18 protein-coding genes are annotated in these 19947 nt (G+C 68.5%); 14 read left to right on the top strand and 4 right to left on the bottom strand.

Translation table 11 applies throughout. The features are described from left to right. Positions 1 to 40: 40 nt before the first annotated feature. The 5 genes from NS3_RS08275 to NS3_RS29960 are packed head-to-tail and all read left to right on the top strand — an operon-like array spanning position 41 to position 6042. On the top strand, positions 41 to 352 hold the full coding sequence (locus NS3_RS08275; protein ID WP_067856149.1) for a hypothetical protein: 312 nt from the start codon (positions 41 to 43) through the stop codon (positions 350 to 352). Beyond that, positions 349 to 786, top strand: coding sequence for a Zn-ribbon domain-containing OB-fold protein (locus NS3_RS08270; protein WP_067856146.1), 438 nt, complete (start codon positions 349 to 351; stop codon positions 784 to 786). The genes NS3_RS08275 and NS3_RS08270 overlap by 4 nt, the downstream gene beginning before the upstream one ends. Beyond that, positions 783 to 1967: a thiolase C-terminal domain-containing protein gene (locus tag NS3_RS08265; protein WP_067856143.1), complete on the top strand. Its 1185-nt coding sequence runs from the start codon at positions 783 to 785 to the stop codon at positions 1965 to 1967. The genes NS3_RS08270 and NS3_RS08265 overlap by 4 nt, the downstream gene beginning before the upstream one ends. Positions 1968 to 1992: 25 nt before the next feature. Next, complete coding sequence (locus NS3_RS08260) at positions 1993 to 3444, top strand: aldehyde dehydrogenase (RefSeq protein ID WP_067856140.1); 1452 nt, start codon at positions 1993 to 1995, stop codon at positions 3442 to 3444. 24 nt (positions 3445 to 3468) lie between these two features. Continuing rightward, on the top strand, positions 3469 to 6042 hold the full coding sequence (locus tag NS3_RS29960) for a CaiB/BaiF CoA transferase family protein (RefSeq protein WP_067856138.1): 2574 nt from the start codon (positions 3469 to 3471) through the stop codon (positions 6040 to 6042). A gap of 145 nt (positions 6043 to 6187) precedes the next feature. On the opposite strand, the gene NS3_RS08250 is transcribed toward NS3_RS29960, so the two are convergent. The 4 genes from NS3_RS08250 to NS3_RS08235 form a co-directional block, all read right to left on the bottom strand. Then, positions 6188 to 7339 carry an acyl-CoA dehydrogenase family protein gene (locus NS3_RS08250; protein ID WP_067856135.1) on the bottom strand — a complete coding sequence of 384 codons (1152 nt, stop codon included), beginning with the start codon at positions 7337 to 7339 and terminating at the stop codon, positions 6188 to 6190. Continuing rightward, positions 7336 to 8508: an aromatic ring-hydroxylating oxygenase subunit alpha gene (locus NS3_RS08245; protein ID WP_067856132.1), complete on the bottom strand. Its 1173-nt coding sequence runs from the start codon at positions 8506 to 8508 to the stop codon at positions 7336 to 7338. The genes NS3_RS08250 and NS3_RS08245 overlap by 4 nt, the downstream gene beginning before the upstream one ends. Positions 8509 to 8673: 165 nt before the next feature. Beyond that, on the bottom strand, positions 8674 to 9324 hold the full coding sequence (locus NS3_RS08240) for a TetR family transcriptional regulator (RefSeq protein WP_067856129.1): 651 nt from the start codon (positions 9322 to 9324) through the stop codon (positions 8674 to 8676). Between the two features lie 102 nt (positions 9325 to 9426). Next, positions 9427 to 10212: an SDR family NAD(P)-dependent oxidoreductase gene (locus NS3_RS08235; RefSeq protein WP_067856126.1), complete on the bottom strand. Its 786-nt coding sequence runs from the start codon at positions 10210 to 10212 to the stop codon at positions 9427 to 9429. Between the two features lie 144 nt (positions 10213 to 10356). Here NS3_RS08235 and NS3_RS08230 point away from each other — a divergent pair, with 144 nt between their 5' ends. The 9 genes from NS3_RS08230 to NS3_RS08190 all read left to right on the top strand — a co-directional run bounded on the left by NS3_RS08230 (position 10357) and on the right by NS3_RS08190 (position 19942). Further along, a complete protein-coding gene (locus NS3_RS08230; RefSeq protein WP_067856122.1) occupies positions 10357 to 11307 on the top strand; it encodes a PDR/VanB family oxidoreductase in 951 nt (316 codons plus the stop codon). A 37-nt stretch (positions 11308 to 11344) separates the two neighbouring features. Further along, positions 11345 to 12151: a crotonase/enoyl-CoA hydratase family protein gene (locus tag NS3_RS08225; protein ID WP_067856119.1), complete on the top strand. Its 807-nt coding sequence runs from the start codon at positions 11345 to 11347 to the stop codon at positions 12149 to 12151. Positions 12152 to 12199: 48 nt separating this feature from the next. Then, entirely contained in the window at positions 12200 to 13192 is a 993-nt protein-coding gene (locus NS3_RS08220; RefSeq protein ID WP_067856116.1) for a GNAT family N-acetyltransferase, read from the top strand. 169 nt (positions 13193 to 13361) lie between these two features. Beyond that, on the top strand, positions 13362 to 14879 hold the full coding sequence (locus NS3_RS08215) for a class I adenylate-forming enzyme family protein (protein WP_067856270.1): 1518 nt from the start codon (positions 13362 to 13364) through the stop codon (positions 14877 to 14879). A 322-nt stretch (positions 14880 to 15201) separates the two neighbouring features. Next, a complete protein-coding gene (locus NS3_RS08210; protein ID WP_373865286.1) occupies positions 15202 to 16032 on the top strand; it encodes an MlaE family ABC transporter permease in 831 nt (276 codons plus the stop codon). Beyond that, entirely contained in the window at positions 16029 to 16865 is an 837-nt protein-coding gene (locus NS3_RS08205) for an MlaE family ABC transporter permease (RefSeq protein WP_067856113.1), read from the top strand. Before NS3_RS08210 ends, NS3_RS08205 begins: the two co-directional genes overlap by 4 nt. Positions 16866 to 16869: 4 nt before the next feature. Beyond that, positions 16870 to 17949: an MlaD family protein gene (locus NS3_RS08200; protein WP_067856110.1), complete on the top strand. Its 1080-nt coding sequence runs from the start codon at positions 16870 to 16872 to the stop codon at positions 17947 to 17949. Beyond that, entirely contained in the window at positions 17946 to 18962 is a 1017-nt protein-coding gene (locus NS3_RS08195) for an MlaD family protein (RefSeq protein WP_067856107.1), read from the top strand. The genes NS3_RS08200 and NS3_RS08195 overlap by 4 nt, the downstream gene beginning before the upstream one ends. Further along, complete coding sequence (locus NS3_RS08190) at positions 18947 to 19942, top strand: MlaD family protein (protein ID WP_245649516.1); 996 nt, start codon at positions 18947 to 18949, stop codon at positions 19940 to 19942. The genes NS3_RS08195 and NS3_RS08190 overlap by 16 nt, the downstream gene beginning before the upstream one ends. The last annotated feature ends 5 nt before the right edge of the window (positions 19943 to 19947 follow it).

The raw sequence follows: 19947 nt of genomic DNA, 5'->3' as shown, positions 1-19947 counted from the left end.
GCAGCGACCCGAGCTGCCGTTCACGACGAAGGAAAACCGAATGTCTCTGGAAGAGTTCCGTACCCGATACGAAGCGCATGTGCACAAGGTCGCCGCCGGTGATACCGCGGGCGCACTGGCCGACATGGTGCCCGAGAAGCTCGCCACCGTCTTCGAGGGCGTGACCGTCCCGCGCGGCGCCGTCACCGCCGTGCGGGTGCGCGATGTGCGCGCCGATGGTGACACTCGGATCGGCGAGGCCGTGTACACGACGGCCGACTCCGTGATCGGGCTGCGCTCGATCTGGGAGAACCACGACGGGGTGTGGCTGGCCGCCGCCCTGGAGAACTTCCCCGTCGAGGTCGGTTCGTGAGCATCGAGTTCCACTGGGGCCCGGCTCCGGACGGCATCGACACGCCGTACTGGGACGGGCTGCGGGCGGGGGAGTTGCGGCTGCAACGCTGCGCCGAGTGCCGCGCCTGGATCTGGGGACCGCAGTGGTTGTGCCCGCACTGCCACACCTTCGATCCGGGGTGGGAGAGCGTGGAACCGGTCGGCACCGTCTACAGCTGGTCGCGCAGTTGGTACCCGTTCATCTCCGAACTGCCCGTCGCGACGCCGTATGTGACCGTCCTGGTGGAACTTCCGCAGGCCGGTGACCGGCGGGTGCTCGGCATTCTCAGCGAACCCGAGCCGGCGAAGGTCCGCGTCCGCATCGGCGACCGGGTGACCGGCCGCTTCGAACTCGACGAAGGCGCGACCTGGCCGCTGCTGCGCTGGACCCTGGCACCGGAGGGCACCCGATGAGCACCATCGACATGCGTGGCGCGGCGGCGGTCGCGGGCATCGCTGAATTGCATTACCGCCGTGGTGAATCCCCGCACGGCGAGCTCCGCATGACCCTGCAGGCGATTCTGGCGGCCTGCGCGGACGCGGGCATCGCGCCCCGCGAACTCGACGGGTTCGTCTCCTACGCCGGCGGCGGGAACGACGGCTCGGTGATCGGCGCCGCGCTCGGCGTCGACGATGTCCGGTACTCGGCGATGATGTGGGGCGGCGGTGGCGGCACCGTCGCCGCCGCGATCAACGCCGCCGCCGCGGCCATCGCCACCGGCCAGGCCGACTGCGTGGTGGCCTATCGCGCGATGGCGCAGGCCGACACGGGTCGTCTCGGCTACGCCAAGTACTACTACGGGCCGCACTACCTCGCCCACGGCATCGGCTCACCGGCCCAGGTCTGCGCCATGCGCACCCAGCGAATGCTCGAGCACGACGGCGTGCCGCGCGAAGCCATGCGCGCGCTGGTGCTCGCGGCCTACCGGCACGCGCAGAACAATCCGACCGCTCAGGCCTACGGCAAGCCGCTCGACGAGGACGCCTACGAACAGTCCCGGCTGGTCACCGAACCGTTTCACCTGTTCGACTGTTCCCGCGAGAGCGACGGCGCGGTCGCGCTGGTGCTGGTCTCCGCGCAACGGGCGCGCACACTGAACCAACCGCCCGCCTATGTCATCGCGGGCGCGCAAGGCGCGCCAGGTGGCTACTCCGCGCGCATCGACAACGACGACCAGTACTCGACTGCTGGATTCGCCGGTGTGAACGGGCGTCCCGGCGTGGCCGATCGCCTGTGGGCAGTTGCGGGAATCAAGCCCTCGGACGTCGATGTCGTCCAGGTCTACGAGAACTTCAGTGGCCCCGCCGTCGCCGCGCTCATCGATCACGGCCTGGCGCCTTCGGGCCCGGCGGCCGGCTCGGTGCTGACCGTGGACAACCTCACCGCCGGAATCGGCACACTGCCGGTGAACACCAGCGGCGGCAATCTCGGCGACGCGTTCGTCAACGGTATGAACCTCGCGGCCGAGGCCGTCCGTCAGATCCGGGGCACCTCCACCAATCCGGTCCCCGACGCCAAACTCTCGCTGTTCATCGGCGGCCCGATGGCGCCGCTGGTCAGTTCCACCCTGTTCGGGCACGAAGACGCCCTCTGAATCCATCCCCGTCGCGGAGGTCCCCATGGATGAAACCACGCTCGATCGGCTCGACCTGTTCATCGGCGGCCGTTGGGTCGCGCCACGCCACGGCGGCAGCACGGACGTGATCGAGGCCGCCACTGAGAAGGTGCTCGGCCGGGCCGCCTCGGCGTCTACGGCCGACATCGACGCCGCAGTCGTCGCCGCCCGCACCGCGTTGCACGGTCCGTGGGCCGACTACACCGCCGAACAGCGCGCCGATGTGCTCGACCGATTCGCCGCGGCGCTGAAGGTCCGGGCCAAGTCCACCGCCGCGCTGGTCAGCCGGGAGAACGGCATGCCGATCACGTTGTCGATCAGCGTCAACGGCTACGGCCCCGCCGCGATGTTCTCCTACTACGCGGGCCTGATCCGAGCCGCGGCGTCCGAAGATGTGCGGCCCAGCATGTTCGGCGGGCGGACGGTGGTACGCCGGGAACCGATCGGCGTGGTCGCCGCGGTCACCCCGTGGAACTACCCGCAACCGCTGAGTGCGATGAAGATCGCGCCCGCGCTCGCGGCGGGGTGCACCGTGGTGCACAAGCCCGCACCCGAGACCGCTTTGGACGCCTACATTCTCGCCGAGGCAGCGTTGGAGGCGGGCCTGCCCGAGGGCGTGCTGAACATCGTGCCCGGCGACCGGGAGGCGGGCGCCCATCTGATCGCCCATCCCGGCGTGGACAAGGTCGCCTTCACCGGATCGACCGCCGCGGGCCGCGCCATCGGCGAGGTCTGTGGACGGCTGCTGCGCCCGGTCACCCTGGAACTCGGCGGCAAGTCGGCCGCCATCGTCGCCGAAGACGCCGACCTGGACGTGTTCGCCGCGGCCCTGTTGGAGGTTTCGCTGCCGAACAACGGCCAGACCTGCCATGCCAGTACCCGCATCCTCGCACCGAGGTCGCGCTACGACGAGGTCGTGGACGCGGTCACCGAGACCGTGCGCGCTCTGCGCATCGGTGATCCGCTCGACCGCGAGACCGCGATCGGCCCCCTGGTCAGCGCGGCGCAACGGGAACGGGTGCTCGGCTACATCGCCGCGGGCGACCGCGCCGGCTTCCGCCGCACCACCGGCGGATCGATTCCCGCCACCCCATCGGCGGGCTGGTTCGTCGAGCCCACGGTGTTCGCCGATGTCGACAACACCTCCCGCATCGCGCAGGAGGAGATCTTCGGTCCGGTGCTGACGATCACGCCCTACGACGGCGACGACCACGCGGTCGATCTGGCCAACGACACCGAATACGGTCTGGCGGGCACCATCTGGACCACCGACGAGGCGCGGGGGATCGCGCTGGCGGCGCGTATCGAGAGCGGCACCGTCGGTGTCAACCATTACGCGCTCGACATGGCCGCACCGTTCGGCGGGGTCAAGGCCTCCGGCCTCGGACGGGAACTCGGCCCGGAAGGGCTGGCCCCGTACCAGCAGCCGAAGTCGATCTATCTCGGCACCCGCTGAGTGGCAGTGAAAGACGGTGCAGCAGTGAACTTCCCACTCGAAGGCGTTCGCGTTCTCGATCTGACCGACGGCCTCGCAGAATCCTGCGGCCGCTATCTGGCCGACCTCGGCGCGCATGTGGTGCGGGCCGAGCCCGCACAGGGGTCGGCGTCGCGACAGGCCCAGCCCCGTGTCGGCGGCGTGAGCATTCCGTTCGCCCTGCGCAATGCCAACAAGCTCGCGCAGACCGCCGACCTCGACACCGAATCCGGTCGCGAGCGCCTGCGTGAGCTCGTCGCCGGGGCCGACATCGTGGTGGAGTCGTTCGCGCCCGGCTACCTGGCGGCCCGCGACTGCGCCCCCGAGCGGTTCCTGTCCGCCCGGCCCGAACTGGTGTGGGTATCGGTCACCGGCTTCGGACAGAGCGGTCCCTACGCCGACTGGACCGCGACCGAGCCGGTGTTGTACGCGCTGAGCGGGGCGCTCTCACGCTCCGGCGCGCCGGACGCACCGCCGCTGCTGCCTCCGGCCGGATTGGTCGAAGAAGCGGTCGGCACCCACGCCGCATGGTCGGCGCTGCTGGCCTATTTCCGCCGGATACGTTGCGGGCAGGGCGAATTCGTCGACCTGTCGGCCTTCGAGGTGATGGTGCACGGCTTCGATCCCGGCTTCGGCACCCAGGGCTCCGCCGCGGCCGGACGATCCGAGGACTTCCCGCGTAACCGTCCGAACGCGGCCGCCTTCTACCCGGTGTTCGCCTGCGCCGACGGCTATGTGCGCCTCTGTCTGCTCTCGAAACGACAGTGGCGGGCCATGTTCGACTGGCTCGGCGCACCGGAGGAGTTCGCCGACCCGAAGTACGACACCATTCCCGGCCGGTTCGCCGCCGCCGACCGGCTGCATCCGCTCATCGGGAAGCTCTTCGCCGGGCTCACCCGCGACGAACTGGTCGCCGAGGGCTCGGCGCGCGGCATCCCGCTCGGCGGACTGCACGACATCGCCGAAGTGCTCACCCAGCCGCACTTCCTCGAGTCGGGCGCCCTGATCGACACTGAAATCGCGCCCGGCCTGCCGGCTCGCGTCCCCTCGGGCTACCTGACCGTCGACGGCGAACGCACCGGAATCCGCCTGCCCGCACCGGCTGTGGGGGAACACGACGGCTTGGCCGATCCGTGGTGCGATGCGCGGTCCCCTGCGGCGACTACGCACGACGGCCGGGGCGGGTCGGTCGCAAGTTGGCCGCAGACCCAGGAGCGCATCGGGGAAACCGGTGCGGGGCCACAGACACGAACCTCGTCGGCAGTTGTGCGCGATGGACTCACCGATGCGGCACGGCACATCGATCCGGGGCAGGACCTGCGGATTGCTCTTTCCGCTACAGCGCTCGGCCCAGACGACCGCCCGCTGAGCGGTCTGCGGGTGCTGGACCTGGGGGTGATCGTGTTCGGCGCCGAGCTGAGCAGGCAGCTGGCCGACTACGGCGCAGATGTCATCAAGATCGAGAATGCGGCCTTCCCCGACGGCCTGCGCCAGACCAAGCGCGGCGCGAAGCTGGCCGCCTCGGTGGCGTGGGGGCACCGCAACAAGCGCAGCCTCGGCCTGGATCTGCGCAGCCCCGAGGGCTTGGCGCTGTTCCGCGCGCTGGCCGAGGACGCCGATGTGGTGCTGGCGAACTTCAAGCCGGGCACCCTGGCGTCGATGGGGCTGGCCCCGCGGGAACTGCTCGCCCTCAACCCCCGCCTGGTGATCTCCGAGTCCAGCGCGTTCGGCGGCACCGGCCGGTGGCGCACCCGGCTCGGCTACGGCCCGTTGGTCCGCGCCTCCTGCGGAGTGTCCGCGTTGTGGCGCTACCCGGACGACCCGGAGCTGATGTGCGACGGCATGACGGTGTACCCGGATCACATCGCCGCGCAGGTCGCGGCCGCGGCGGTGCTGGCCGCGCTTATCCGCCGCGAGCACACCGGCCGGGGCGCGGTCGTCGACATCGCCCAGGCCGACACCGCGCTCGTGCAACTGGGCGTGCAGCTCGCCCTGGAATCGCTGCGCCCCGGTTCCGTCGCCGCCACCGGCAACGCCGACCCCTATCACGCGCCCTCCGGCGTCTTCGCCTGCGCGGGCGAGGACGAGTGGTGTGCGGTGACAGTGCGCACGGACCGCGAATGGGCGGCCGTCTGCGACCTCGCGGGCGCACCACAGCTGGCCGCCGACCCGCGCTACGCCACCGCCACCGCGCGGCTCGAGCACCGTGCCGAGGCCGATCGCGTCCTCTCGGACTGGCTGATACGCGTGCGGCCGACCGAGGCCATGCGGCGATTGCAGGATTGCGGGGTGCCCGCGGGCGCCATGCTGCGGCTGCCCGAACTGCTCACCGATCCCCACCTGAAGGATCGCGGCAGTTTCGCATGGCTCTCCCATGACCTGCTGCCCGCCCCGCTGCCCACGGCCACGTCGGTCGGGCACTTCACCCGTACCGCCGAACCGCCGCTGCGTCCGGCGCCGGTCGCGGGGGAGCAGACCCGCGAGATCTGCCGGGAACTGCTCGGTCTGGGCGACGCGCGGATCGACGAACTGATCGCGGAAGGCGTACTGCAACCTGCCGCGCATCCGCCCACGACCTGACCCCGTTGCGTGGTCGAGCTCAAAGAGGCCGGCGCCGTGCAGATGCGGCGCCGGCCTCGATGTTCGGTCAGAGCCACCGGCACCCGGCACGACAACGGCGGTGCGAACACGAGGTCCGCACCGCCGCAGCATTGTTCGACGACACTCAGGCGCGCATCAGATCACGGTGGATGATCTCCTTCATGATCTCGTTGGTGCCGCCGTAGATCCGCTGGATACGAGCGTCGATGTAGGCCTTGGCCACCGGGTACTCGATCATGTAGCCGTAGCCGCCGTGCATCTGCACCCCGGCGTCGATCACCTTGCCCTGCAACTCGGTTGCCCAGAGTTTGGCCTTGGCGGCGTCGACGGCGGTGAGGGTGCCCGCGTTGTACTCGCGCACGCAGCGATCGATGTAGGCGCGGGAGACCTCCACGCCGGTCTGCAGTTCCGCGAGGGTGAACCCGAGGCCCTGGAACTCGCCGATCGGCTTGCCGAACGCCTTACGCTCGCGCACGTAGTCCAGGGTCCAGCTCAGTACCGCCTCCGCGGACACCTGGGCCGCGATGCCGATGCCGAGCCGTTCCAAGGGCAGGCTCTGCATGAGATAGCCGAAGCCGCCACCGAGTTCGCCGAGCAGATTCGCCTTCGGCACCCGGACATTGTCGAAGAACAGTTCCGCGGTGTCCTGAGCGTGCAGGCCGACCTTGTCCAGCTTGCGTCCCCGGCTGAAGCCCGGCGTGCCGTCCTCGACCACGAACAGGCTGAACCCGCGCGAGCCCGCCTCGCGATCGGTGACCGCGAAGACGATCACCAGATCGGCCAGCATGCCGCTGGTGATGAACGTCTTGGACCCGTTGATCACCCAGTCGTCGCCGTCCGGGACGGCGCTGGTCTGGACGGCCCGCAGGTCGCTGCCCGCGCCCGGCTCGGACATGGCGATGGCGCCGATGGTCTCGCCGGTGACGAATCCGGGTAACCAGCGTGCACGCTGTTCCGGATCGGCATGCCGGAGCAGGTAATTCAGCACGATGTCGTCGTTGGTGGAGAAACCGGACTGCAATGCCGAGGCACCGACCCGGGCGATCTCGGACTGGATGGCCACCCGGAACCGGTAATCGGTCTCGCCCGGACCGCCGTACTGTTCGGGCACCGCCAGGCCGAGCAGGCCCTGCGTGCCCGCGGCCAGCCAGGTCTCACGATCGATCAGCCGGTCGGTGTCCCACTTCTCCATCTTCGGGACGACGTGGCGATCGACGAAGCCGCGGACGGTCTCGGCGAACAGCTCGTGGTCGGCCTCGAACAGGTCGCTTCTCATTCGGAGTGCTCCGTCAGTTTCCGGGTCTCCCGACGGAAGACTTGGTTGGCGACCTCGTTGCGGCCGAGGACCATCCGGCCCGCGCTGGCGCTGGTCATGCCGCGCTGGGAATCGCGCAGCAACGGAAAGTCCTCGGCGTGCAGCACGTCGAGCAGGATCTGCCAGTTCTTGCCCCACAGCCGATTCCAGCGTTCCTCGGTCATCCCGGAGTCCTCGATGGAGGGCACGATCAGGCGCATCTCCATCCGGCACCGCTGCGGATCGCTCGGGTGCGGGCGGAAGGTGAGCAGCTGGAAGTGATCCGGCTGACGCAGCAGCGTGCTGTTCGGCAGCAGGAAGTGCGTCTCGGTGACATCGGCGGCCAGGCTGCGGTCGCCGGGGTCCTCGTCGATCCAGCGGTCGATCGACTTGCGCGGCGCGATGAATCGGCAGTGTCTGCCGAAGTCCTCGAAAGCCATCACATTGGTGTGGATGTGCTTGGCCGCGGTGTTGGGGTGCGCGTACTGGATGTGGTAGCCGTCGAGGAAGGCATCCTGCATGATCTTCCAGTTCACCGGCTCATCGAAGCCCTCGCCCTTGACACAGACCTTCGACCCGAGGTCGTAGCCGCTCAAGATGGCGTCCATGTCCGGCCCGAGCCACGAGGCGACGTCGATGGTGGCGTCGGCATCGTCGATGACCCAGATGAAGCCGTGGCGTTCCTCGGTCGGCAGTTCGATCAGGCCGAGAGTCTCGCGTTCGGGTTCACCGAAGGTGTTGTCCCTGGTGATGGTGCGCAGCGTGCCGTCGATGTCGTAGGACCACCGGTGGTACGGGCAGGAGAACAGCCGGCAACGACCCTTCTCCTCCTTCTCCACCAGCGCGCCGCGATGCCTGCACAGGTTGACCATCGCCTTGACGCCACCGTCGCGCTGGCGCACCACGATGATGTTGTTGCGCGGCATCTGCAAGGTGAAGAAATCGCCTGCCCGGGGGATCTCCGAGCCGTGCGCGACGATCGACGGTGTGCGCCCGAAGATCAGATCGCGTTCTCGCTTGGCGATCGCGGGATCGGTGAACTCCTCCGGCGCGAACCAGGTGATGTCCGCGTACTCGTCGGTGGTGTCGTTGCGCAGATGCGTCAGCGCCCGCCTGATGCGTTCCTCGCGGGGAGCCCCGACCTCGGTCATGGCATTCCTCCAATACCTGCTGAGCTGTTGGGATGTAGCCGTAAATCTAACTCATTTAGGTTTATGTGTAAACGAGGAAGGTGCTCGCAGGGCGCGGGTTGATACGCGAGAAGGCCCCGTCCCCTGGGGTGACCAGGGCAGACGGGGCCTTCTCGAGGGAAAGGGTCAGTCGGACATGGCGGGTGTGCATGCTCTGTTGTCGGCCCCGCGCATCACGCCGTACAGGAAGCTGCGGACCATCTCCTCGAACAACTGCTTGGAGGTCAGGGTGTTCTCGGCGAGGGCGCGGCTGAGCACCGGCTGTGACTCCGGGTCGACGTTGGGAAAAATCGTGGTGCGCGTACTCGGCGGGCGCATCGCCTCGGCGAGCGCGGCGCCCAGGGTGATGCGTTCCATCCCGTCGAGGATCTGCACGTGCAGGTGGGCGGGCACGCCGGAGTCGGCGAGGAACTGCGCGGACTCCTCGTAGGTGCTGATCAGCAGATCGCGCGGCAGGTACTGCAGCAGGATCGGAGCGGCGTTGCGGTGGCGCAGGATGGAGCGGCGCAGGTTCAGCGCGAGGGTCACGAAGAACTCCGGCCAGTCCGGGCCGGGGCGGCGACGGGGGATCGGACCGGCGCCCGCGATCTGCCTGGCGACGGCGGCCAGGATCTCCGATTTGTCCGCGAAGTGGTGATAGAGCGAGGGCGCCCGCACGCCCAGATGCTTGGCCAGCTTCGGCAAGCTGAACGCCTCGAGGCCCTCGGTGTCGATGATCTCGATGGAGGCGGCCACCACGGAGACGCGGCTGATCAGCGGTTGCGACGGTCGGGGCATACGCGGCTTTCCACTCGGCTCGAAGCAGGACTTTTACCTAGCGACGTGAGGTAGATCGTAGCGGGCGGTCGCATGCCCGCGACGCCGGTGACGCGCCGCGGCTCAATGCCCGGAGGTGCCGCCGTCGACGGCGAGGGTGGAACCGGTGATGTAGCCGGCGCCGGGTCCGGCCAGAAAGACCACCGCCGCGTCGATTTCCCGCTGAGTGGCGGTACGTCCGAGTGGGCAGCCGCGCAGGAATTCCGCCAATGTCTGCTCGGACATCTCGCCGATCATGTCGGTCTCGACGAAGCCGGGCGCGATCGCGTTGACTCGAATGCCCTTGCGGCCCGACCACTGATTCGCCAGATCGCGGGTCAGGCCGATCAGGCCCGCCTTGCTGGAGGCGTAAGCAGCTTGAGGCAGAACGGATTTGACCAGTCCGAGCATGCTGGCGACATTGACGATGCTCGAGCCGGGACGCATCACCCCGGCGCAGGCGCGAGCCGCCCAGTAGGCGCCGAGGAGATTCACATCGAGCACCTTGCGGTAGTCGGCGGGATCCTCGCGCAGCGCGGGCGCGACATGGCTGACACCGGCGTTGTTGATCAGAATGTCGAGCCGATCGAGTTCCCGGATGGTGAGTCGGGCCAGTTCGTCGCATTGCTCGGGATCGGTGACGTCGGTGGGCGCGACCAGGCAGCGTCGTCCCAGCTCGGCGATCGTTCGCGCCACCTGCTCGAGCCGGTCGCGCCGTCGGCCGGCGAGCACGACGTCCGCGCCCGCTTCGGCCAAGGCCAGCGCGATCCCGGCGCCGAGCCCGCTCCCGGCCCCGGTCACCACCGCGACCCGGCCGTCCAGCCGGAACAGGTCGAGTACGGACGTGCCTGGCCTGTCTTCGCTGTTCATCGAGCGCCCTCCTGTGCCTAATGTTGTTAGATAGTACGATTCGAATCGAATCAGAGAATCGGCGTCTACGTCGCACTTGCTTGCAATTAATCTAACGACATAAGATTTAGCACGACAGTCGGGAGCGAGGAAGCGGGTAGCGCGATGGACGAAGATCGGACAGCCCGCCGGTTGCGGGTCGTGGGCAAGGAGTCGGCCGCCGATGGCGTCGTCACAGTGACACTGGCCGACCCGGACGGCGCATCGGTCCCGGCGTGGGAGCCCGGCGCCCATATCGACCTGGTGCTCGGGGACATGACTCGGCAGTATTCGCTGTGCGGCGACCCCGCCGACCGCACGTCGCTGCGGATCTCCGTGTTGCGCGAACCGAACGGCCGCGGCGGCTCGATCCACGTGCACGACAAGCTCGAGGTCGGTGATCTCGTCGAGATCGGCGGGCCCCGCAACAATTTCGCGCTCACCGACGCTTCGTCCTACCTGTTCGTCGCGGGTGGCATCGGCATCACGCCCCTGCTGCCGATGCTTCGCCGGGTGCACGAGCGGGGAGCGTCGTGGCAGTTGCTGTACGGCGGCCGGAACCTCGCGAGCATGGCTTTCGCCGCCGAACTCGCGGCGCGCTATCCGGGACGAGTGCACTTGCGCCCGCAGGACGAGCGCGGGTTGCTCGACCTCGGCGCCGCGCTGGACGAGGCGGCCCCGGGGGTCGCGGTGTACTGCTGCGGCCCGGAGCCGCTGCTCCAGGCGCTCGAAAGCGAGTGCCGTGACCGCGACGGGCTCACTCTGCACACGGAACGGTTCGCGGCCAAGGAGTTCGAGACCGCGGCGTCCGGCGCGTTCGAGGTCGAACTGGCCCGTACCGGCGCCGTGGTCCAGGTCGGGGAGTCCGAATCGGTGCTCGACGCGCTGTGTCGCAGCGGTGTGGATATCGAATTCTCCTGCCGGGAGGGCACGTGCGGCACCTGCGAGGTCGCCGTCCTCGGCGGCGAGCCCGAGCATCGCGACTCGATCCTCACCGAGGATGAGCAGCGGGCAGGCGATGTCATGTTCGTCTGCGTCTCACGCAGTCGCGGCCCGCGACTGGTACTCGATCTCTGAATCTCTTCGACCACTTCTCATCCCGCCAGGAGGCGCCGTGTCCGTATCCGAACCCGCAGCACCCGAGCCCGCCGCGTTGTACGAGGCGCGCGATCACATCGCCGTCGTCACGCTCAATCGCCCGGCCGCCATGAATTCGGTGAACGCGGCGCTGTCGGCGGCGGCGGGCGATGCCCTCGCGCGAGCCGCCGAGGATCCCGACGTGCGGGTCGTGGTGATCACCGGGGCCGGCCGGGCCTTCTGCGCGGGGGCGGATCTGAAGGAGATCGCGGCGGGCAGGAGCGTCTACGATCCCGACCACCGCGAACGCGATTTCGCCGGGATCGTGCGGCACTGGATCCCCAAGCCGGTGATCGCGGCGGTCAACGGATTCGCACTCGGCGGTGGGACGGAGATCGTGCTGTCCGCCGATCTGGCCGTCATCGACGAAGCCGCCACGCTCGGCCTGCCCGAGGTTCGGCGCGGGCTGATCGCGGCGGCGGGAGGTCTGCTGCGTGTGCATCGTCAGGTGCCCGCCAAGGTCGCCGCGGAGATCGCGCTGACCGGTCAGCCCATCTCGGCCGCGCGCGCCTACGAGCTGGGTCTGGTGAACCGAGTGGCCGCGTCGGGCACCGCGCTGTCCGTGGCGCTCGAGATGGCCGCGGTGATCGCGGCCAATGCTCCGCTGGCGGTTCAGCAGAGCAAGAAAGTGCTGCGCGACAGCGCCTCGGGACAGATCGGTTGGTCGGACGAGGAATGGGCCGTCAACCGCGCGGCGGCGAAGATCGTGATGACCAGCGCGGACGCCCAGGAAGGCCCGCGAGCCTTCGCTGAGAAGCGGCAGCCCCGGTGGAGCGGGAGTTGAGTGGCGGCGCCGGACAACCGGCCGTCGAACGAGTGAAGGGGTGAGCGGATGATTTCCTACGTCTGGCGCAAGCGTCTCGACGAGGCGGACCGGGCCGAGGCCGAGGCGCTGCTGACAGCGGCGGCCGCCTACGACGAGGAAGCCGGATTCACCACCATCGATCCGCGCGCCGTCCGAGCCGAATCCGAGCCGGGCCGCACGGTGTGGCACCTGCCGATCACGGCTCGCCGGGAGTTGAGCACGCGCGAGGACGCGCCGGTGGTGATGGTCGCCTACCTGCACCTGAGCATCGACGAACACGGGCAGGGCAGTGCGGCGCTGGTGGTCCATCCCCGGTACCGATCTCGCGGCGTCGCCACCTCGCTGGTGGAGGAACTCGGCCTCGAGGTGGCGACGCCCGGCGGCTGGTGCTCGACCGGTGCCGTCTCGCTGCGCGGCTGGGCTTTCGGAAGTCACCCTGCCTCCGAGCGGCTGACCCGGCGCTTCGACGTGCGGCCGGTGGCCCGGCTCTGGACCGTGCTCCGGCATTTGTCCGGTCCCATGGCGGTGCCGCTCCCGGACGAGGAAGGCCCCACCGACGTGGTCGTCGCGGCGCACGACTTGGCCGACCCGGCGACGGCGAAGCGGGTGACCGACGTGCTCGCCCGAGGCGGGCTGACGCGATCGCAGTTCGAGCAGTTCTCCGCGGAGTTCGCCGACCGGTCCGGCCGGGTGCTGCTGGCGACCGGGCCGGATGGCTCCGATGTGGGTTTCGTGTGGTTCGACCCCCGCCGGCGCATCCATCTGGAACTGCGGACCGCCCGAGTGCTCGCGCTCATCCTGGACAGTCGAGCACGGGGCAGCGGGCTGGGTGCGAGACTGCTGACGCGTGCCCTGACCGAGTTGGCGGGCGAGGGTGCGCAGGTGGCGCAGATGCGCGTGGATCCCGACAACGAGGGCGCACTGCGCATGCTGCGGCTGCTGTCGTTCGAGCAGGAAGACGCGCACGCCTGCTATCAGATCGGCGAATGGATCGACCCCCCGTTGTTTCCGCGCGGCTGAATGCCCGCGCCGAACATCGCTCGGATCGCGTTTCGAACAGTCACGAAAACAGTCACCCGCAGCTCTTGCATCACTTAAACTACTGCCGTTAGATTAACGGTGACGGGCATCACTTTTTGTCGGATGTCCGCGCGTGCATGATCAACGTAACGAGAAAGTCGAGGACGACATGGCAGCGACCATCGGATCCGCCCTGGCCTGGTGGGCTCGGTCGAAGGGGGACCGGACCGCGATCGTCGTGGACGACGCCTCGCTGACCTACCGGCACCTGCACGACTGGTCCGGCCGCATCGCGCGTTCGCTGGCCGAGCGCGGCGTGCGGCGAGGTGAGCGGGTCGGCGTTCTCGGTCCGAACTCGCTGGAGTGGCCGGTCATCGCGCTGGGCGTGCTGAAGGCGGGTGCGGTTCTGGTTCCGCTGAACCCCCGGCTTCGACCCGCCGAACTGCGCAAGGTCCTCGACGACGCGGGCGCGAAGGTCGTCGTATTCCCCGGGGAGTTCGGCGAGACGGTCGAGGCGACCCGCGCGCTCGGCGAGGACTTCTCCGCCATCGAGTTCGCTGAGTTCACCGCACTCCGCGACGGCGGCCGCGAGGACTTCCGCATCGACCTCGAACCCGATGAGCCCACCGCCCTGCTGTTCACCAGTGGGTCCACCGGCATGTCCAAGGGCGTCATCTGCACCAATCGCACGCTGCTCAATATCGTGTTCGAGGCCTCGCTGACCGAGGAGGGTCTGCGTCCGGGCACCACGACTCTGCTGGTGCTGCCACTGGTGTTCACCCCCGGGCTGGTGTGGGGCCTGCTGATGACCGTGGTGCTCGGCGGCACCATCGTCATCGAGAAGGAACTGGTGCCCGGTCGCGCCGCACGCCTGCTCGGCGAGCATCAGGTCCAAGCCATCTTCGGTGTTCCGCTCATCTTCGAGGCCATCTCACGGGCGCCGGAGTTCCAGGAGGCGGATCTGAGTTCGCTGCGCACCGCCATCGTCGGCGGCGCGGCGGTCCCGGTGTCGCTGTTGGAGCGGTGGGCGAACAAGGGCGTGGCGCTGCGCCAGATCTACGGCATGACCGAGGCGGGCGGCGTCGCGACCGCGACGTTGCTCCAGGAGGCGGCCGACCATCCGGATTCCTGCGGCGACGGCTCGATCTTCACCGAACTCAAAGTGGTCCGTCCCGACGGCGCCGAGGCCGCTCCGGGCGAGGAGGGCGAGATCCTGCTGCGCGGCCCCGGCGTGACTCCCGGGTACTGGAACGATCCCGAATCCACCGCCACCGCCTTGGCGGACGGCTGGCTGCACAGCGGTGACCTGGGCACCCGTGACGAGGAGGGCAGGTTGAAGTTCGTCGACCGGCTCAAGGACCTCATCATCACCGGCGGCATCAACGTCTCCCCGGTCGAGCTGGAACAGGTCATCAGCACCCTGCCCGGAGTCGAGGAAGTCGCGGTGATCGCGGCAGGCGACGAGCGTTTCGGCGAGACGCCCGCCGTCATCGTCAAGGGCGACGACAGCCTCGACGAAGCTCGGATCATCGAGCATTGCCGCGGCCTGGTGGCCGACTACAAGGTGCCCCGCTACGTGGTGATCCGCGACCAGCCGTTGCCCCGGCTGCCCAGCGGCAAGCTGTCCAAGACGGCCATCCGCGAGGAGTACCGCGACATCTCCGAGCGCTTCGAGAAGGTGCGCTGACCGGCGCGGCAGCCCATCGACCAGACGGTCGACGCTCGACTGAATTCCGTACGACCCCGGCGGAGCGGTCCGCCTCTGTGGCGCCGCTCCCCGGGGTCGTTGCCGTCCTCAACCTGCTGTAACAGGTATCACTTCGGGTCTTGCGCCCCCATCGTGATTCATATAACTTATGACGTCAGACGTCGTTTGTATCACAGTTCGCCGGCCGCTCGACGCGGTGCTCGTCGCGAACAGGCGGTGTCGTCAACGGGCGTGTGCGTTTCCGCCCGGCGCTTCAAAACATCGCGGCAACAACGACTTCCACAGAAGGAGGTGCCGGAAAGTGAGCACTGTCCACGTCCCGATCGTCTCTCGCGCCGCCGACTATCTCGTCACCACGCCGGCCAAGAGTCTGGCCACCCTGGGCCGTTCGGCCCAGCTGACCGCAGCGGTGGTCCGCTACTCCGTCGTCGACACCGTTCGGCTTCGCATGCCGGTCCGCGAGCTCGTCGACCAGATGTGGTCGCTGCTGAAGGTGACCGCTCTGCCCGCGCTGCTGATGGCCGTCCCGATCGGCGCGGAGGTCTCGGTTCAGGTCGGCGGCATCATGAATCAGGTCGGCGCGAACTCCCTGGCGGGCGCCGCCAGCGGCCTCGGGGTCGTCGGGCAGGGCGCGCCGATGGCCGCCGGACTGTTGATGAGCGGTGCGGCCGCCTCGGCCATCGCCTCCGACCTCGGCGCGCGAGCGGTCCGCGAGGAGATCGACGCCATGCGCGTGATGGGCGTCGATCCGGTCGAGCGGCTGGTGATGCCGCGGTTCCTGGCCATGATCGCGGTCGCGCCGATCCTGTGCATCATCATCATCTTCGCCGGTGTCTTCGCCGGACTGCTCATCTCGGCCAACGTCAACAATGTGGTGCCGGGCAGCTTCTGGCAATCCTTCGGCGCCTTCGCGACGCCGACCGACCTGGCCTTCTCGGTGCTCAAAGCGCTGCTCTTCGCCGCCATCGTGGTGCTCATAGCGAGCCTGCGCGGCCTGGAGGCCAAGGGCGGCCCGAAAGGCGTGGCGAACGCGGTGAACGCCTCGGTCGTTCTCAGTGTCTTCTGCATCTTCCTCACGAATCTGCTCGTGAGCCAGCTGCAGATGATGTTCTTCCCGGCCCGGCTCGCATGATCACCGGCAAGCTCACGCGCGGAACACGACGCGCCACCACCGGTGTCCTCGACGAGATCGGCCAGATCACCCTCTTCACCGCCAAAGTGATCTGGCTGCTGCCCAAGACGGTCAAGCACTACCGCCGCCAGACCGTGAAGACCATGAACGACATGGCCTGGGGGAGCGGGTCGCTGATCGTCGACGGCGGCGTCATCAGCCTGATGTTCTTCCTCGGCGTCGCGGTCGGCGCGGTGGTGGCCATCGAGGCCTTCATGGCGTTGAACCTGCTCGGCTTCGGCGCGCTGACCGGCATCATCGGCTCCTTCGGCAATATCCGCGTGATCGCCCCGATCATCACCGGCATCGGCTTCGCCGCACAGGCGGGCTGCCGGATGACCGCCGAGATCGGCGCCATGCGCATCTCCGAGGAAATCGACGCCACCGAATCGATGGGCCTGCAGGCCATTCCGTTCGTCGTCGGCACCCGGCTGCTGGGCAGCATGCTGGTCGTGCTGCCGGGCTATCTGATGGGTCTAGTGGTCAGCTTCTTCACCGGCGCGTTCATCGTCAAAGTGTTCCACCGCCAACCCGAGGGCACCTACGACCACTACTTCGCGCAGTTCCTCAGCGTGCCCGATCTGATCGCCTCGGTGATCAAGGCGGTCACTTTCTGCGCGGTCGTCACCATCATCCACTGCTACTACGGCTACTTCGCCACCGGTGGCCCCGCCGGCGTCGGCGCGGCGTCGGGGCGGGCCATCCGGGCCAGCCTGGTCGCCATCGTCGTACTGAATTTCGCCATGACCGTGGCGATCTGGGGTCTGAGCCCGTTGCTGGTCTTCAAAGGATAGGTCGATGGGGAGAACACGTAATCAGGATTTCGTCCGCGGCGACGACCGACGTCAGGCCCGCGTCGTGCACGGATCGGCGGTGGCGGCGTTGGCGATGACCGCGCTCGCGGTGGTCGGCTTCGTCTGGGTCCGGCCACATTTCGACACCCCGGACGGCCTCGCGCTCGACGTCGAATTGCCCTATGTCGGGCCGGGTGTCGGCTCGGGCACCAAGGTGCTGCTGCACGGCGCCGAAGTCGGCGAGGTGACGGCACTGGACCGGCCCGACGCGGGCACGGTGCGGATGAGCCTGCTGCTGAATCCGGCCGAGATCGACGGGCTCACCGACTCCTTCGAACTGGACTTCCGGCCGCAGAACTACTTCGGCATCACCGCGGTCGGCCTCGTCGACGGCGCGGGCGGCAACGCTCTCACCGACGGCAGCACCCTCGACCGGACCCCGGCCGGGGACTACACGATGTCGACCATGCTGGAAAAGGGTTCGGTCGCCATCGACGGCACGCTGACCGACAGCATGGTCACCGCCCTGGACGAGGCAGTGCGCTACACCGACGGCCTGACCCCGCTCATCCAGTCCGGCATCATCGTCGCCGACCGGGTCGCCGAGACCCAGCAGGCTCTGCCGACCGAGCAGTTGCGCTACATCAACGACATTCTCGCGGTGCTCCCGGCTTTCAGCACCGAAGCGATCGACACGCTCGGGATCGTCCACGACAGCGACTACAACCGCAGGCCGGACGGCTCGACCGGCGTGGACGACGAGTTCATGGATTACAGCGACGCCGGGCTCGGCCTGGCCGCCAACAGCCTGTTCGGCAAGGCGGGCAGCCTGCTCGCCTCGCACGGCAACGAGGTCACCCCGGTGACACTGCTGGTCAAGGCGCTGACCGATGCCATGCCGCACATGCTCGACGGCGGGGCGGCCCCGGCGGAACTGCGGGAGTTGGTCGACGGCTACAACGCGGCGTTCAGCGGCCCCGACGGCGCGAAGACGCTGAATCTGCGCCTGGTGCTCGACGACCTGCCGATGGTGGCAGAGCCGCTCGGCCTGCTCGGCCTGCCCGCGCAAGGGGGGACTCGATGAGCCCGCGCGCGCGGATGCTGGTGACGCTGGCCAAGCTCGGCGTCGCGGTGGTCGTCGCGATCGCCCTGTTCACGGTGGTGCTCAGCGCCATCAAGAACCCGATCGACGTCGAAACGCGTTCGTATACCGCCGAATTCACCGATGCGTCGGGTCTGCACGTCAACGGCGACGTCCGGACCAGAGGCGTGCGGATCGGCAAGATCCACGCCATCGACCTGGTACACGATCTGGGACGCTCGGTCGCCCGGGTGGAGTTCAGCCTGGACAGCGACTACCGGCTCTACGACAACACGGTGCTGGCGGTGAAATACCAGAACCTCACCGGCGTCCGCTACATCGACCTCGACACCCCCGAGCAGCCGGGCCACCAGGTCGAGCACCTGTCCGCGGACGTGACGCGGCCGTCGTTCGACATCACCGAGCTGTTCAACGGCCTGCAGCCGGTGCTGAGCACCATGAGCACCGACGAGGTGAACGCCTTCATGGAGAACGCGTTGACCCTGTTGCAGGGCGACGGTGGCGGCCTGACACCGATGCTCGACAACGTAGCGCGGCTGGCCGATCTCGCTCATGATCGCGAGCAGGTCATCGCCACGCTGGTGGACAACATGTCGCGTATCGCCGACGCCATGGGCGGGCGCTCGCCGCAGGTCAACGCGTTCATGCACTCGCTGAGCTTCCCGATCGCCAAGGCGATGACGGTGCTCGACGAGTTCCCCAAGACGGCGGCCTTCGGCCCCGAGTTCCTCACCCCGGTGCACCAGTTGCTCATCCAGCTCGGCCTGACCCGCGACCTGAACGTCGAGCAGTTGGTCGGCCAGGCGTTCGCCTCGATTCCGGACGCGGCGGAGGCGCTGAGCCTGCTGCCGCCCGCCCTCGCGGGACTGCAACTGCCGCAGCTGTCCACCCCGGCCGCCGGCGCGCTGCAGTGCAGCAACGGCGTCGCCCACCTACCCACGGAGGTCGAAGTGCTGCTCAACGGAAGCGAGGTCGTCCTGTGCGCACCACGGTGACGAAGGCGCTGCACCGATTGGCGCACAACGAGATCGGTCTCGGCGTCGTGGTCGTGGTGGTGGCGGTGATCCTGCTGGCGACGACCACGCTGCTCTACCTGCGCCCCGCCGGGCAACGGACCATCATTTTCGAGACCACCGACGCTTCGGCGATCTCACCCGGGTTGGAAGTGCGGGTCGCCGGTGTCGCGGTCGGCAAGGTCACCTCGATCGCGTTGCGCCCCGACGTGGTCGCCGTCGAGGCTCGCATCGACGACAGCACCGTCGTCGGCACCGAGTCCCGGGTGGAAGTCCGCATGCTCACCCCGGTCGGCGGCTACGCGGTCGCGCTCATCCCGCTCGGCGACGAGCCGCTGGGCGACGCGCCGATCCCCAGCAGCCAGGTCAGCGTCCCGTATTCGATCGGTGACGTCCTGCAGGCCGCGCCGACGGTGACCGATCACGTCGATGGCACGACCATCGATGCCGACATCGCGCAGGTCGCCGCCGCGCTGGAACACAACACCACCTCGGTGGGCTCGATGATCTCGGGCATGAACAGCATCGCGGCGGTGATGGACCGGCAGCGGCAGCAGGTGCGCGAGATCGTCGGCCTCGCTTCGGAATACCTGCGGTCCTTCGAGGCCGATCGCGCGTTCGTCTTCGATCTGATCCGGCAGGTCGACATCGTCGTCACCACCTACAACCACACCCACGTCGGGTTCAACGAGGCCTACCGCCTGCTCGGTGACGTGCTCATGCGGCTGCAGCCGATCGAGGCGTACTACCTCGACCACCGGCAGGAGGTCCTCGACGCCGCCGAACGGGTGCGCACCTCCATCGCCGACTTCACCGCGAACACGGGTCCGGCCATGGACCAGCTGATGAAGCTGCGCGAGCAGCTGATGGCCTGGCTCACCCCGGAGGGTCTGGCCGCCGTGCGTGGCGGCACCCTGCTGGCCTCGGACATCTGCATCCCCCTTCCCGGACGGACGTGCTGATATGC

It is taken from the genome of Nocardia shimofusensis NBRC 100134 (assembly GCF_001613125.1).
Lineage (GTDB): Bacteria > Actinomycetota > Actinomycetes > Mycobacteriales > Mycobacteriaceae > Nocardia > Nocardia shimofusensis.
Note: the sequence above shows the minus strand (reverse complement) of the source record. Positions and strands in the feature narration are given on the sequence as shown.

What these genes read in the sequence shown, in the direction of transcription:
- NS3_RS08265 (WP_067856143.1), top strand. Translation starts at nt 783, where the DNA reads ATGAGCACCATCGACATGCGTGGCGCGGCGGCGGTCGCGGGCATCGCT.
- NS3_RS08195 (WP_067856107.1), top strand. Translation starts at nt 17,946, where the DNA reads ATGAGCCCGCGCGCGCGGATGCTGGTGACGCTGGCCAAGCTCGGCGTC.
- NS3_RS08250 (WP_067856135.1), bottom strand. Translation starts at nt 7,339, where the DNA reads ATGAGAAGCGACCTGTTCGAGGCCGACCACGAGCTGTTCGCCGAGACC.
- NS3_RS08235 (WP_067856126.1), bottom strand. Translation starts at nt 10,212, where the DNA reads ATGAACAGCGAAGACAGGCCAGGCACGTCCGTACTCGACCTGTTCCGG.
- NS3_RS08240 (WP_067856129.1), bottom strand. Translation starts at nt 9,324, where the DNA reads ATGCCCCGACCGTCGCAACCGCTGATCAGCCGCGTCTCCGTGGTGGCC.
- NS3_RS08245 (WP_067856132.1), bottom strand. Translation starts at nt 8,508, where the DNA reads ATGACCGAGGTCGGGGCTCCCCGCGAGGAACGCATCAGGCGGGCGCTG.
- NS3_RS08260 (WP_067856140.1), top strand. Translation starts at nt 1,993, where the DNA reads ATGGATGAAACCACGCTCGATCGGCTCGACCTGTTCATCGGCGGCCGT.
- NS3_RS08230 (WP_067856122.1), top strand. Translation starts at nt 10,357, where the DNA reads ATGGACGAAGATCGGACAGCCCGCCGGTTGCGGGTCGTGGGCAAGGAG.
- NS3_RS08215 (WP_067856270.1), top strand. Translation starts at nt 13,362, where the DNA reads ATGGCAGCGACCATCGGATCCGCCCTGGCCTGGTGGGCTCGGTCGAAG.
- NS3_RS08275 (WP_067856149.1), top strand. Translation starts at nt 41, where the DNA reads ATGTCTCTGGAAGAGTTCCGTACCCGATACGAAGCGCATGTGCACAAG.
- NS3_RS08220 (WP_067856116.1), top strand. Translation starts at nt 12,200, where the DNA reads ATGATTTCCTACGTCTGGCGCAAGCGTCTCGACGAGGCGGACCGGGCC.
- NS3_RS08205 (WP_067856113.1), top strand. Translation starts at nt 16,029, where the DNA reads ATGATCACCGGCAAGCTCACGCGCGGAACACGACGCGCCACCACCGGT.
- NS3_RS08200 (WP_067856110.1), top strand. Translation starts at nt 16,870, where the DNA reads ATGGGGAGAACACGTAATCAGGATTTCGTCCGCGGCGACGACCGACGT.